Origin of the sequence: Caballeronia sordidicola (assembly GCF_000729995.1) — a bacterium.
GTDB lineage: Bacteria > Pseudomonadota > Gammaproteobacteria > Burkholderiales > Burkholderiaceae > Caballeronia > Caballeronia sordidicola_A.
In genome coordinates this window covers 56,218-69,664 of the sequence record NZ_JNFG01000214.1, presented here as the reverse complement: position 1 = coordinate 69,664, position 13,447 = coordinate 56,218, and the positions used below count along the sequence as shown (strand labels likewise).

General features: G+C 58.6%; 11 protein-coding genes. 3 read left to right on the top strand and 8 right to left on the bottom strand.

Annotated elements, in window-relative coordinates:
• Window positions 1-327: 327 nt before the first annotated feature.
• The 8 genes from FH08_RS0144920 to FH08_RS0144885 all read right to left on the bottom strand — a co-directional run bounded on the left by FH08_RS0144920 (window position 328) and on the right by FH08_RS0144885 (window position 11,913).
• Window positions 328-3,606 (bottom strand): choice-of-anchor D domain-containing protein, encoded by a 3,279-nt coding sequence (locus FH08_RS0144920; protein ID WP_031364635.1) that lies wholly within the window; start codon window positions 3,604-3,606, stop codon window positions 328-330.
• Between the two features lie 720 nt (window positions 3,607-4,326).
• On the bottom strand, window positions 4,327-4,551 hold the full coding sequence (locus FH08_RS52335) for a hypothetical protein (RefSeq protein WP_152603091.1): 225 nt from the start codon (window positions 4,549-4,551) through the stop codon (window positions 4,327-4,329).
• A 155-nt stretch (window positions 4,552-4,706) separates the two neighbouring features.
• Entirely contained in the window at window positions 4,707-4,958 is a 252-nt protein-coding gene (locus FH08_RS52330) for a hypothetical protein (protein ID WP_152603090.1), read from the bottom strand.
• A gap of 1,387 nt (window positions 4,959-6,345) precedes the next feature.
• On the bottom strand, window positions 6,346-6,765 hold the full coding sequence (locus FH08_RS0144905; RefSeq protein WP_152603089.1) for a hypothetical protein: 420 nt from the start codon (window positions 6,763-6,765) through the stop codon (window positions 6,346-6,348).
• A gap of 562 nt (window positions 6,766-7,327) precedes the next feature.
• Window positions 7,328-8,425: an HNH endonuclease gene (locus tag FH08_RS0144900; RefSeq protein WP_031364633.1), complete on the bottom strand. Its 1,098-nt coding sequence runs from the start codon at window positions 8,423-8,425 to the stop codon at window positions 7,328-7,330.
• Window positions 8,426-9,360: 935 nt separating this feature from the next.
• Entirely contained in the window at window positions 9,361-10,047 is a 687-nt protein-coding gene (locus tag FH08_RS0144895; protein ID WP_031364632.1) for an RES family NAD+ phosphorylase, read from the bottom strand.
• The gene (locus FH08_RS53885; RefSeq protein WP_235210708.1) at window positions 10,034-10,936 is read right to left on the bottom strand and encodes a hypothetical protein; all 903 of its coding nucleotides are present in this window, start codon (window positions 10,934-10,936) and stop codon (window positions 10,034-10,036) included. The genes FH08_RS0144895 and FH08_RS53885 overlap by 14 nt, the downstream gene beginning before the upstream one ends.
• A gap of 587 nt (window positions 10,937-11,523) precedes the next feature.
• Window positions 11,524-11,913 carry a hypothetical protein gene (locus tag FH08_RS0144885; protein WP_152603088.1) on the bottom strand — a complete coding sequence of 130 codons (390 nt, stop codon included), beginning with the start codon at window positions 11,911-11,913 and terminating at the stop codon, window positions 11,524-11,526.
• Between the two features lie 220 nt (window positions 11,914-12,133).
• On the opposite strand from FH08_RS0144885, the gene FH08_RS52835 reads away from it, so the two are divergent.
• From FH08_RS52835 to FH08_RS0144870, 3 genes are all read left to right on the top strand, one after another.
• Window positions 12,134-12,274: a hypothetical protein gene (locus FH08_RS52835; protein WP_160172566.1), complete on the top strand. Its 141-nt coding sequence runs from the start codon at window positions 12,134-12,136 to the stop codon at window positions 12,272-12,274.
• Between the two features lie 30 nt (window positions 12,275-12,304).
• On the top strand, window positions 12,305-12,649 hold the full coding sequence (locus tag FH08_RS0144875) for a nucleotidyltransferase domain-containing protein (protein ID WP_152603087.1): 345 nt from the start codon (window positions 12,305-12,307) through the stop codon (window positions 12,647-12,649).
• A gap of 368 nt (window positions 12,650-13,017) precedes the next feature.
• On the top strand, window positions 13,018-13,365 hold the full coding sequence (locus tag FH08_RS0144870; RefSeq protein WP_031364628.1) for a hypothetical protein: 348 nt from the start codon (window positions 13,018-13,020) through the stop codon (window positions 13,363-13,365).
• Window positions 13,366-13,447: the final 82 nt, after the last annotated feature.

The window sequence follows — 13,447 nt, the reverse complement described above, 5'->3', positions numbered from 1 at the left end:
CGCAAAGGCGGTCGGTGTGCAAGCAACTGGCAGGCTTCGGCATCATGCGGTTCTCCTGGAGCACAGCCCTCAGGCCGGGTGAGAAAAGTCTTCGGAGTGGGCGATATCGATATCGGGAAACAGTTCGGCGACCGTTCCGCGGTTGGGATACGAGAGTAAATATAGCATCCACGCCCGCTCATACAATTCCGCGCTACGTTGCCTCGTTGCCCAGGGCCGCTCAAGTGCCCTGGCGTCACTGCCGGGGCGTTTCGACCTTCGCTTTCGATTTTGCAGTGATTGGCTTGCTGAAGTGGTAAGAGCAGGAGCGCCGCCGACATTGTCACTTCAGCTTTTGCGATCGTTGCCTCCCCTTGGCGGGCGCCTGTCGCGTGGCGCGACCAGAGTCGAACCGGACCAGTAGCGCTCGAACGCGCCACCGCAGGCCTGGCCGGTCGCCGAAACTTCGACGGTGTAGACGCCGTCGATCTCCGGCACTGGCAGCGTCGCGAAATAAGCCCTTCTTTCGAACTGCGCCTGGTGCTGTGAGGTATGCGTCTTGGTTAGGATCTGTAGATTCGGCGGAATGAGATGCGTGTCCGCCGCTGCCGCGCGCTGACGCACGATCGGCGTCGACAGGCTCGCTAGCGATGTCAGCGGCGAGGTGAGCTTCAGCGTTACTTTGGCGTCGCCGAGCACCACACCTGCATGGGTCACCTGAGCAATCACCGACATCGGCGCGCCAACGGTCGTCGCGGTGATAGTGGCTTCGATTTGCAGTTCACCCTCGACTAACACGCTTGTCGCCGCCCGGGTGCTCCCGCCAGCGACAAACACGGGGTCAATCAACATGCGCCACTCGCCGAGCTGTCGCGGTCCGATCGCGTGGTTAGGCCCCGGCGGCAGAGCAATCTGAAGAAAGCGGTAACCGGGGCGCTCGACGTACCGGACCAGCCGATTGGCAGCAGCGGACGCGCTACTGAATACTGTGCCGTCGGGTGCGCGCACGGAGAACTGAACCTGCGCAGAAGGATCTTCCCAAAGCAGCACGAAGCTGATGCGCGACTCGCACGTTGTAATGTTGACCGGAACCGTGACCGAGACGCCTTGTTGCAGATCGAGGATCGGGTCAGCGGCCAGGTTTTGCCGGAAAGCATCAGCGAGGATTTCCACGAACTGCTTTCGCAAGACGAGTGGGTCTGTCGTCTGAAAGAACTTTCCGTTTGAACTCGCGGCGAGCTGGTTGAGTGCCGCGACCGACAGGTACGCGGGATCGCCCAGCCCGACCGCGTAAACTTCGATGCCCGCGCTGATAACGCCGGGTTCGACTGTAGCGATCATTGGATCCGTGTTCTCGTAGCCGTCCGTAAATACGATTGCCACCTTGCGCGGCTCGGCCGACGCCGCGAGGCCGGTCTGCCCGAGTTGCAATCCACCACCGATGCACGTAAAGAAGCGTGGTGACAGCGCGTTGGCGCCGGCAATGATGGCGCTCTGCTGGGTCGCGTCGAAATTCGCCAATGGCGTCAGGATGGCGTCCGTGGTATCGAACTGCACCGATCCCATACTGAAGCCGGTCCCTGGAATGACGAGTTCGGCGAACATGCTCACCGCACTTTGCAACGCTGTCATCCGAGTTCCGCCGGTGATCGTGGTCGCCATACTGCCTGAGCGGTCAAGAATCAGTTGGATCGCCGCCGGTGACGCCGTCACCCCGATCCCGGTGAGTGCCACCTTGACCGAGGGATGCGCAGGGTCGTTGCTCACGATCGTCAGCGTGCCCGACGCAGTGCCGGTCGACACTGGTACAAACACGACCGTGTAGGTGTTTGATGTGCTCGCGCTGACCGTGTCGGTGATCGGCAAATTGCCGGGGGTTAGGGTCGTCAGATCGCCTGCCTTAAGCACGAAGGCCGCGCCAGAAACGGTGAGCGTGACATCGAGATCTTCGCAAGGTCCGGTGTTCGCAACTGTCACCGCGATCCCGGCGTAGTACTGCAGCGGTACGGCGCCGAAATCGATCGCCACAGGCGTGACGGAGATCGCCGGCGGTGGCTCTGGTGTGCCCGTTCCGCTCAGCGCCACGCCGGCATTCGGGGTAGTCGGATCGTCTGTTTTGAAACCCAGACTGCCGTTCAGCGCGCCTACCATCGCTGGGTTGAATGTCACGTGGATCGACGCATTGCCGCCCGCTGGTACTGTCAACAATCCAGGCGAGGCGCCAAATCCGGGACCCGTGGCGACGATCGATGACATATGGAGGCTCACCGGCCCGGTGTTGCCGATGGTCGCACCCAGTGTGTGCGACAGGCACACCGCAACATCGCCAAAGGCAAGCGGACCGGGCACGACCGCGTGCGGATACCCGCCGCTGCCGCTCAAAGGAATCGACAAGAACGCCTTGGTCGGGTCGTTGGTCGTCAGATTCAGTTCTGATGGATAGGACTGGACCGCGGAAGGGGTGAACGTTACATGCAAGACAGTGCTGTGGTTCGGCGCGATGTCCTGCAGGTTGCCGGAGGGTGAGACGTGGTACTCGTTAGCGGCTGGTTGCGCGACCGTCACGTGCAGCGGTTCGGTGCCCATGTTCTTCACAGTCAGCGACTGAGGCTCCGAGGGTTTCAGCACGAGAACCGGGCCAAAGGCGAGGCTGCTCGGAGAAACGGCTACCGTCGCGACCGGCGTCGCCGGGATGAAGCTCGTCATACCGAACGTGCCCAGCGGGCCGATCGTGGTGTCGTCGATGCCCTGTGCGGTCGCGGTGATGCCAACTCTGGCGAACAGAGTCACATCGACACCGTTGGTGGCGCCAGCCGCAACATTGCTGCCAGAAAGCCTCACTATTGCGCCGCCCCCTAGCTTCGTCGCGGTGTCTGCGCCACTTGGGCTACCGGGATTCGTGAAGTCGATCAGCGACATCGTGAAGTCGTTGGTAGAGGCGGCGGCCACGAAATTGCCACTGATCGAAAGCGAAGAAATGCCAGATTGTGTGGACGCATATTGGCCGAGCAGGCTAGGCGTGCCACCTGAAATATCGAAAAGATAGACATTTCCGCTGCCGGAATCTGCAAGCGCTGCGTGCGTTCCGTCAAGATCGCAGGTCGGGGAATTGCCGAAGTGAACGCCGGCAGTTCCTGGAACGAACTGAACCTGCGTTGGATGAGACGGGTTCGTGTAATCAACGACCACAAATGTCAGGGCATACACTCCTGTTGCGACAGCGTAGGCTCCTTTCAACGCGACTGCTGAGATGCTTGAAAGACCGGTATTAATCGTAGACACCACCAACGGCGCGGACGGGTTGGACACATCCACCAACACCAACCCATCCCCGCTTCCGTCGCCCACCAGCACGTGTGTGCCGTCAATGGAAATCGTGGCTAAGCGGGAGACAGGGGTGCTCACGGTGCCCAGCAGCGCGGGCACTGCAGGATTGGAGATGTCGTAGATCGCCACCTCACCACCGTTAAAGTCTCCCACGACCGCCAGCGTACCGTCGCAATCCACCACACAGCCGGCTGTGAACGGCGGTGCGGTCAGGACGTTGACCGGGCTCCCCGGCACCGAGAAGTCGATAACTGCAAATTCGGGGGCATCCTGGCTGCCGGCGACGATGACGAGAGACATGGCTCGACCTCCTGCAGCTGCTTAAAAGGTTACGGCCCAGGCCGTAAAACCATTCTGTGTCACTAGGGGAGGTCCGCAGCGCACCTCGGTCAGGGCAGCGTTATTTATTACTGGTTCCGTACGTAGTCCGTACCGTTCCGGTTTTTGTGGAAATTACCCGGCTGCCGATCGGAGAAATGTTAGATACAGTAACCAACCCTATGCGCGCGATGTGAATCGAAGTTCTACCGTGTCCGGTCAAACGTGGCGGCATAATAACGGCTAACCCTCTATCAGCACGACTCTCGTGCTCAAAATCGCCCGATAATGCGCGTAGTACATGCACCGAAATTTTATTCTTGTGCAAATGCGCTTTCTATCCAAACATAGTCAACGAGCGATGTTGATGCAACCACCTTTTACCGCCCGGGAATAGGCCTTTCTCGCCAAAACTCGTAGGCAACACGAACGCGAACGTGCGATCAGCGACTCTTTCTTAAAGCCCCGTCTAGACCCCTGGGAGTCTTGGCGAATTGGGCCACTCGCGCGAGTTATTGAATGTTCAATAAGCTTTTATTAATTAAGCACCAACAGCCCATGTCGCGCTTGAGTCACCCACTACCGGGTGCAACGCATCACCGCTAAACCCATTACTAGAAACGGCGATCGGATTAGGCGGTACGGGCAAAGCAACGACATGGGTAAAAGAACAATTAGCGATCGACATAGGCAAAAGAAACATCAGGTCCCCTTGTCGGGCTTTTCTGGCCCTTTCTTGGCTTCCTCCAGTTCAAGCTCGATCAGCCGCTGGAACTCCTGATGGGGGAGCTTCGCGATCACCGACACAATGTCCATTTTGACAGGCTCACCATCGTGAGTCCCTCCAACGCAAGTCACGCCGGTTGGTGACTTTCCGTCTACTGTAGCAATACCGCTGCCTGCATAACACGCTAATATCGTAACCATAATGTCATGCTCCAGATTGTCGTTGGCAATGACCCTACTAGCTCTGAACGACTGAGGTTCAAGTATTGTCGTGTCAGTGGCGATTCCGCTCGGGCTGCTAATTAGGCATCGTAGGCACCAAGGCGGATGTGCACCCATCGGCAATGGCCAAGGTGTCATGCCAATTTTTGCCGAATCACCATTCCTTCAGTTTCGCCGGTGGGTAATTTTAAATCTAAAGCGATCGACTTCTTAGTTATCCGTCGAATATGCAATTCTTCTCCATTATCAATTGTCGCAAGCTCAGATAGAACAGCTCTTTGAACTGCCGTACGTATAGTTTCAATCTGCTTCGTGGTCAAATCTAAGCCGTCGAGGATGATTTGAATATTTGTATTGCTGCTTTTTGTGGAGCCTTCAGTTTTCATTTTGCCTCCCGGTTTTCTAACGAGTCGAGCGGATAGCCGGTATCAGTTATAACCTCTAAGCAGCCCGCACACGCAGACGCACCGTTCTGAGAAAACCACCGGCACTGAGACCGTATTCCGCACGCAGGGACGGATGGCATATCTGCCGAGATTCGATCGGCAACTGCGCACCGGCCATTCCAATTTTTGCAACCCTTCTCAATACAACGCGAGGCAAAGCGAAAGCGGGAGTCAGGACGGCGACCATTTCGAGCGAGTAGAACAAAGCTCTCGTCGATTTTGATAGGCTGAGCAGCAATGCCTACCCCCGTTCGATGCACGACACCCAGCAGAAGAGCTCCTTCTTCACATCGAGCGCTTGGGCAGAGTAGGTTTGATTCCTCATTCATTAGGTTCCACCGCTTCGGTTTATGCTGCTGCGACCACCGCGCGCACCTCATAGTGAAATCTTTCGAATATGTGGATCCACTTTGAAGACCTTCGTGCAAGCTCATTTACTCTAGTCCCACCGGATCAAATCGACAAGAACGCGCATTTTTCCCGACGAACGCGGCCTCTTGAAGGATGAATGCGTGAAAGTCAGTTGTATCATTCAGTTTAATTAGTTGGTAAGCCAACCTAATGAGACGTCCTTCCGCATGAAGTCGCCATATCGCAATTAGAAATATCTGTCATTCAAACATAGAGGAACGATTTCAGACTTGCAAATTTTTCGTGTTGAGCGAACCGTTTCAATCATCGGCAAGGTCTGTAGCGTTAAAAACTTCGAACTGTGAATCGCGCAGTTTGGCTCAAGGCGATAGTAGTACAGAGTCTGCTATTCATAAGGTCGTTTTTTGTATGCCCTTCTTTTCGATGCCCCAATACACGAGGATGCTCTGGCTTGCGTGCTCGGCGTCGAAGCGCCATGCACCGAAGACACTGAAAACCAGGCCACGCCAAAAGTCCCAAACAAGATTGCGGGTGCACGCGCACAGCCTAGCGATACATTTGTGGGCGCTACATGTATCGGCGTTTCGCTTGCGTATGAACAGGCCACGCTACAACTCGCATGGTACTGACGGCGAGAAAATGGCAAACGACCAAGCGCCTGCAGACAACCGTTCGTCGAAAGCCGAAGCAATGCTGACAGTATTGTCGGATGAACGTGAATGACGTCGCCCTCGTATCGTTTAATCTCGGACTTCAGGGACGGGTCGTTGAGCGCTTACCCGACGGCCGATATCGGGATCCGTCGTTTTGTCGAGCGCCGCGCACGCTGAGCGCTTGGCTTACACGAGGTCGACGTAGGCGGGCGGTCAGACATTCCGCTGTGACGGGGCTCAGCAGTCGCCTCGGGTTCGTATCGGACGAGCGCGCGCCGCCACATACTTCGATGTTAATGCTCTTAGCTCGCGCCTGCAGGCGGAACGACGTTTGTCCCAAGAAAACGGCGCAGTGATGCGTCAATCGCATGATTCTCTTCCGTGCCGAGTGCGGCCTTGTTCTCGCGAAGCCAGCGCATCATGGCGTGCGCCACAAATGCGGTCTGGGATTCGCCGGCGACCGCTGGAGGAGGCGCGCTGTAGAGCAGCTTGAGGGCCTCGATACTGCCTTGCGTTTCGTTCGGGCCGATCTTCTCGACGCTCTCCTCGAGGTAGGCGATCATCGCTCGCAGCCATTCGCCCGGCACTCCGAACACTGGCGCCGGGAGGTCAAGCGCGGCGTCGATCGCTGCTAGGGCTGCGCGCCGCCCGGCATTGTCGTCTATCGGACCAGTAAGGGCGCATCGCGCCTGTTCGAGCACCCACCGAGGGCCTTCAGTCATGAGGCCCCACGAACGCGGATCCGGAGGATTGGCTTGATGCTCGGGGGTGTTTGCCTTGATCACATCGTAGATGGAGGAGGAGATCTCTGATGACGACCTGTTCGTGGCGATCGGGACTGCGTTCGAGGTGCTTACGCCTGACAGGCTGTTGCCCGCCGACCGGTTCGATCGGTATCCGCGCAATATCCTCGTCGATCCAGCCCGCAAACGGAAGGAGTTCTTTGGCGTCGTGGAGCAGCAGGGCGCAACGGCAGGCCTGGTTCGCATCGCGCACACCGTGAGCGCCCAGATGAATCGCAAGCCGGCCTCACATCACAACCCGGATGACACGGGCAAACGCGCTCAGAATAGTCCACCATCGTCCGGCGCCTTCGAGCCGGCATGTGATCTATGGCTTAGGATCAGCCACGCCTGGGTATCGACCGTTAGCTCAGAGGCCTGTTGGAGCCGGAGGCCGCCCACTACATGCGCAAACACCGAGGTGCGGGCGCTCAGTGCTTTCCGCCCGGGAAATTTCATCGAGATTCAACACCAATATGGCACGTGGCGCAGCGCGCGCCCGTCAGCGCTGGAATCTCTCAGCGCGATGGTATTGGAGGAACGGCGCGAGCTGCTCAGGGGCTTTACGCAGCGGTCGAGGAATCCCTAGCTCAGCACGATGCTTATCCGTGAGATGCCGCGAGAGGATCATCGCGCCATCGTCTGCGAACGAGATAAGACCCGTGTCAAAGAGCCTGTCGAGATTGGCGCAGAGCAGGATCCCGTTGTAGCCGTTGAGCTTTTCGTATCCGTTCGAATTCTGCCACGGCTTGATGTGCGACGCGATGAGCAACTCACGACAGTCGAGGTTGGTGACGGCGCAGGCACCCTTCCATATTTGCATGAGGTCTTCGCGAAACCGGCCTTGCCCGCGCCGCGCGTTTATGGTCGTCAGGACGCTGGTCACCGGCTCGCCACCGTCGGGCTGCTCATCAATTGGCAACGGCTCGGCCGGGGCGCACTGCACCGCATCGTAGAGGCGATGCCACTTCTCATTTCGCTGACCAGCCGGGATGGCGTCAAGCACGCGCGCGACGGTCTGCAGGTCCCATTGAGAGGAGCCGAGGAACATGGTCGCCAACCTGCTTTTACCCGTGATCGCTCGCGCGTCGAGCGTCACGGGCTTGTCGAGCCACCAAAAAAATTCGTCCGGGCAAATCCAGTTGGGAATCCAGGCCAAGTCCTTTCGCCAAAGCGTGAGAAATGCGCGCTTGTCGTCCTGCCAGAGATCCCGGATTTCCGGAACCGCCCAGGCTTGCTCCCACAAGTCGTTCAGTGCAAGTTCCTTAACAATCGCATTGCGCTGCTTTTTGTATTCGTCGGCCGGCATGCCGACGGCGTTCCCGGCAATCCCGACAAGTTGCTGAACCCCGTCGTGTGAGGCCGTCATAAAGACAAACGTCTGCCCGGCGTTCTCGGTCAAGAGATCCTGGCGCACCCTCTCGGTGTGAAAAACGCGAAAGGCCCGCTGGTCACGGGTGAGCAGCATTCGCGGCGAGTTGTTCCACTCTTCATGCCCGTATCCATTTTCCCGAGGGTAGCCGCTTGTGGCGACGACGCCCGAGGGCGAGCGATACTGATTGGTATTCCAAAAAATCGGTTTTTGAATGAATAGCGCCATTTTGTTTTCCCGTCCGCGGTTAGCGCGTCTCAACTAGGTCTCGATTCGTCGCCCGAGCGATTCTATCGGACGGAGGATGGCGCCAGTGCATCTGTTGCCATCCTTGATTCCATTCCTACCTGTGCCGATCCAGGCACCATGCGCGACACAGTTTTTTTTCATCTCCGCGCAAGCTGATTAGTATGTGGTTTGCCAGTCAGTAGAGCTTGAGTCGAAGCTTGATCAGTTTCGTTCGGTGATCCTCGGTAAGCCTGGCTTTATTCGCCCTCTGTTGGAAAGTCCAGTTGTTTGAGGGCGTCCTAGACGGAACGCGCACATAACCATGCTCCCTGTGGAACGCTTCCAATTTCTCGAACTGTCGGTTACACGCTCGCTTCGATCGGCTCTCTTGACCGTTAGGTCGGTAAGGAATGCCAAGGGCCACGAGCTTGGCCCGTAGGTCTATCGTTAGTTGGCCCCGGGCTGCGATACTCCGCTGGGCACAAAGCCAGGAATACCGGTGGAGCGCATGGACGCCCCCACAGGCGCGCTGATAGGCCGCGTTCGCTTTCGCCACCTAGCTGCGCGATTGCGGCTTGAATCTCTTCACTGACGGTTTCGCGTCGCTTGCGTCCAGGAATTCTCGACAGCAAGACATAAAGTCCCTGCCGTGCGCTTCCTTCACCGGGGGGAAGCGTCGATAATTGACGAAAATTCTGAACAAAGTCGTCGAGGATACGCTCCGTCCATGATTCGGACCCGGTTACATCCATCGAGTACACCCACTGGATCTCAAGCCCGCACAAAGCCGCCAGCACGTCTCTCGCTGGGCGCTGGGTTCACTGAGGATAGCGCGGAGATCGTATTTACCAGTCGCGGCTTGGACCGTATATATCGAAGAAGTCGACGCCAACCCGTCGACCGGCGTGACCGGCTGTTCCATCTGCCGGTCAGCGTTACTTGATGCCGATGGGAGGGTTGAAGGCGGCGCCGGAGGGCGCGGCGCGCCATTTCAGTCCATCGGGTTCGAGAGCCGTCGCAATGTGGCGGTCTCCGTCCGGCCCATCCAGAGGAAACACATCGTCGGCTCCACACGACCACAATGACTCCCCGGAGGGAGGGTCGAAGAACAGAGTAGCTGTGTCCCTGCCCGACTGTCGGGAATGCCAGATCAAGGCGGGTACCACGGAGTGTCCCGAGATAGCAATCTGACTCATCAACCTGGCGGTGACGTCGTGGGTCTTCGAGTGGTCTGGCTCCCTGAGCACCCACTCCCACAACTTGTCCAGATCGGACGAAGGGTCCACGATCTCCCTGCGGCGGGGAGCGCGCAGATCGAGCGCTTCGATCGGCGCCGTCAACGTAAGACGGGCCATCATCATGCCCTTGAGGTTGTCCGGGTCTGTGTAGACGTATCCGTTGTCGACTGCGGCGTAGCGTAGCGCCGACTCCCATAGGGCGCATGCAGCTGTTTCACCCGTGTAGAGCATGCTGTGCGCGCCATCGCGCCACGCCAGACGGGCTCCCGAGTTTGGGTTGGATGCAGTGGCCTTGTATCGGGCCGGGAAGACGTGCCAGTACACGCCAGGCTCAGCCTTGCAGAACCTGACCCTGTGCAGCACGTCGTCCTTACCAGCCGGCATCCTGGCTCCCCGCAAACTCACGCTTCGCCACCTCAATCACCCGCACAGGATCCGAGACGAATATCTCGGCGGGGGTTTTCCCCTCGAGGAACGAATGTGGCGAGTGAAGCCAGAATGCGCGCTTCCATCCACCGCGGTCGTCACGATCCGGGAGGACCTTGAGCAACTCGGCAACGTCGGAGCTCACGTTGCCGCTCGCGTCGAACTGGAAGCTGGGATGCAGGAACATCCGGGCCGCCGCCGACCATACGCCAAGCAGCTTCCCATCGGAACGCAGCCGTGTAGCGTATTGGGCTGGGTTCGTTGAAACGTTGCTTCCGGCAAGCTCGGCCACCCGCTTCCCGTCGGGCCAGTTCAGCGCCAGCAGTCTGTCGCGGAAGTCGATGGTGGCCTGATGCGGGTCATCCGTAACGGGATCCGGCTCAGCCGCTTGCGATTCCTCCGGCGTGACGTTATTGTTGATCGCGTCGAGCAGCTTCTGGATGCCCTTTTGCGGGCCGTCCGCCTCCAGAACCAGCACAGGGGCGTCAACGCTGTCGAGCTTCGCTCGGAGCCCCTTGATCGACTGGAACGCAACGACCTTCATGCTCGACGTGCTGACATCGTCGAGCGAAACACTGAAGAACCGCTGTGCGCTTCCGACGGCCGCACTGTCGCGCAGGCTGTGCCGCAAAGACGACCCGGGGCTGGCGAGCATTTCGAGGCGCGAGATAACCGTGAAGGCGGCCAGCGACGCTTTGCCTTGCCGCGCATTGTCGCGGAAATAGACGCGAAGCCGAGCCGTGCGGGGAGGCCGTTTTGCCGGCACCTCGATCGCTTTGGCCGTGCCGAAACCCACAACCGGGAGGTCGCCGTTCTCCGCGACTTCCACATAGCTTAAATATGACATTACCATCCTCCTGCCTGGCAAACCGGGAAGGCCAATCTGCACAAGCGCCGTTTGTATCGGGACGCAATAGGGTAACACTCGTTATTCTGGTTATCAACGTTATTCTGGTTATTCTATCCCCCGTTTGGGCGGTCGTGGGGTGCGGTGGCGAACGCAATCCGCTCGCGCGGCGGAGTGGATCCCGGGGAGCAGGTTGCGCGAGAGCAATGGCGGCCCGCCGCGATGTGATCCCTCGCCGCGACCGGCGAGGGATCGCTCATACCGCCATTACGCGGAGTACTCTGGGCCCCGACACGGCGGCGCGCATCTATGAGATGCGCATAGCGGGCCTGAACGTCGCGGGCAATGATGACCCCACCTCGATGCCAAGCCCTGCCGCAACGTCCCGACGTACGGTAGCAATCAGAGCGGCGTCGGCGTCTGAGGGGATCGCGGACGGCCAGCTCGGACCATGGGGCTTTAGCGTCATTCGACACCGCCGAGGCCGGCGTGCATGAGGATTCGTGGGCTTGAGTGGCCGATACTATCGAGGTACGCCGCAGTCGCCAGCGCACACGCCTGACTATTTCGGTCGCCGGTGACGCGCATCATGAATAGGTCATCGTGACTACGAGCCGGACAGCAAGCCCTCGCAGCTTGCCCTCCGCCAGAAACGGAGATGCCTCGGCATCTTTGGTGACGGCTAGGGTCACCATCACGTCGTCCGTAACAGTTCTAAGCTCGTAGAACTGCGCGCCGGCCCCAAATTGCCACTGACGGTAGGGTAGACCAGGCACCACTCGTTCGAGATCGCTGGGGGCAATTCTGTCGCCCTCTCGAAGCAATCGTAGCGCCGTAACATCGCGGGACCCATTGGCCGCCTGCAACGATAAAGAAACTGCGCTGTCCAGCAAGTTCATCGTCCGCCGATGCGCGGCGGCATAGGCTTCGACCGGCCCCAGCCGGATCATGGTGCTTTCGCGGTGGGAAAACGACACGTCCTCGGCTCTATCGCGGTCTCAGAACCGCGATGATACCGCGCACCAATCGAGACCAACGCTGCGTCCTAAGCCTGAACTGCTGTATGGATACGGCTTGATGAGACTGACCTGCCCGCCTAATCAACGACTTGCTCACGCATGCGGTCACGCGCCGGATGAGTGGAACCGAATAAATCGGATTTTCCGGCCTTGTAACGAGAAATGAGAGGAGGCCGGTTTGAGCGGGAGCAAACGCGCTATTGCCCGCGCGGTCATGTTTGAAGATGTGCGCCGCTTTGTGCGGGACAATCTGGCGGACTGCGAACTTTCACCCGAGCATGTGCTCGAATCCCTCGGGTTTCCGACCAACATGGCATAAAACACTGACATCATAAATGCGAGGCTATCCGTGGGACCTAACCCAAAAGTTGAGCAGGCAGTCATTCAATTTCTTGGCCAAACTTTCGACCCAATGCTCAAAGCGGTGTACCTGATTGGAAGCAGAGCAAAGGGAACCGCAGCAGCAAACGCAGATCACGACTTCGTCGCCGTCATTGACGACAGTTGTGATCCAGGGTGGGCAACCGGCGGCAACCTCTGGAGCGATAGTATCTGCCGCAAGCTGCACGCAATCATTCCACCCCACGAGGTCGACATTTTTGTGAAGCACCAGGGCGTCTTCGATGCGGGCAGTTCACAACCTGGCAATCCGGCAAACGCCGCTACAACGTACGGCAAGAAAGTTTGGGCCTGAAGCACGGCGTCTTCCGTAACGCGAGCGGGACAGAAACGTGTATCGAAAGGGACTATTTCGGCTAATCCTGGCTGCAATCCCTTCGGGCGCGTTGCCCGTTTCCGCTTAAGCCCGAGTGAAACTCTCTGACGGTGCGGGCCATGGACGGCATGCGCTTCGCCAGCTTGCTCAGGATCGAAGAAAACCGGTAGAATCTGCGCACGCCGTTCGCTCGGCACATTTCCTGAAAGCGACCACGCCCGCTCCTTGCCCGTCGGTCCGCCTCAACAGCATGACCCCAGCGCCAGGCTGAACACAGTTGACTGTTCACCCGGGCCATTCGCTCTCTCCTTCATCAACAGCCCCACGGGCAGAAAAGGAGAAGCTTCATGAATAGCATCCAGAACGTTGCCACGCATCAGGAAGTCAATCTGCGACCGTTTCAGGTCGGCATGATCAACATTTCCACCACGCACATCCCGAAGCACACGGCGCTCGCGCTCGGCAACGACGAGGGCAAGAGCGGTAAGCCCGATCTCTGGGACACGCTGTCCCACGTATACTTCCACGAGTACGGCTGGATTGTCTGGTGCAGCAGCGATGCCGCAGAAGCGGTACGCGAATCTCACCCGGAACTCGCCGCACTGATTCGTCGCTGTCTGGACATCAACGCAGCCTGCCTCAAACTCGACTGCGACGCGGACGTTGTCCCGGAACTGGCGACGTTTGACTGGTAAAAAACAGCCATAGAACGTACCCGCGCCGCCTCTTTGAGGCGCGCGCTGGGTGCCGTTGCTACACGCGTGCATTCTGGTCAGC

Coding starts and splice junctions, on each gene's coding strand:
- FH08_RS0144920 (WP_031364635.1), bottom strand. CDS start 3,606: ATGTCTCTCGTCATCGTCGCCGGCAGCCAGGATGCCCCCGAATTTGCA.
- FH08_RS52335 (WP_152603091.1), bottom strand. CDS start 4,551: ATGGTTACGATATTAGCGTGTTATGCAGGCAGCGGTATTGCTACAGTA.
- FH08_RS52330 (WP_152603090.1), bottom strand. CDS start 4,958: ATGAAAACTGAAGGCTCCACAAAAAGCAGCAATACAAATATTCAAATC.
- FH08_RS0144905 (WP_152603089.1), bottom strand. CDS start 6,765: ATGACTGAAGGCCCTCGGTGGGTGCTCGAACAGGCGCGATGCGCCCTT.
- FH08_RS0144900 (WP_031364633.1), bottom strand. CDS start 8,425: ATGGCGCTATTCATTCAAAAACCGATTTTTTGGAATACCAATCAGTAT.
- FH08_RS0144895 (WP_031364632.1), bottom strand. CDS start 10,047: ATGCCGGCTGGTAAGGACGACGTGCTGCACAGGGTCAGGTTCTGCAAG.
- FH08_RS53885 (WP_235210708.1), bottom strand. CDS start 10,936: ATGTCATATTTAAGCTATGTGGAAGTCGCGGAGAACGGCGACCTCCCG.
- FH08_RS0144870 (WP_031364628.1), top strand. CDS start 13,018: ATGAATAGCATCCAGAACGTTGCCACGCATCAGGAAGTCAATCTGCGA.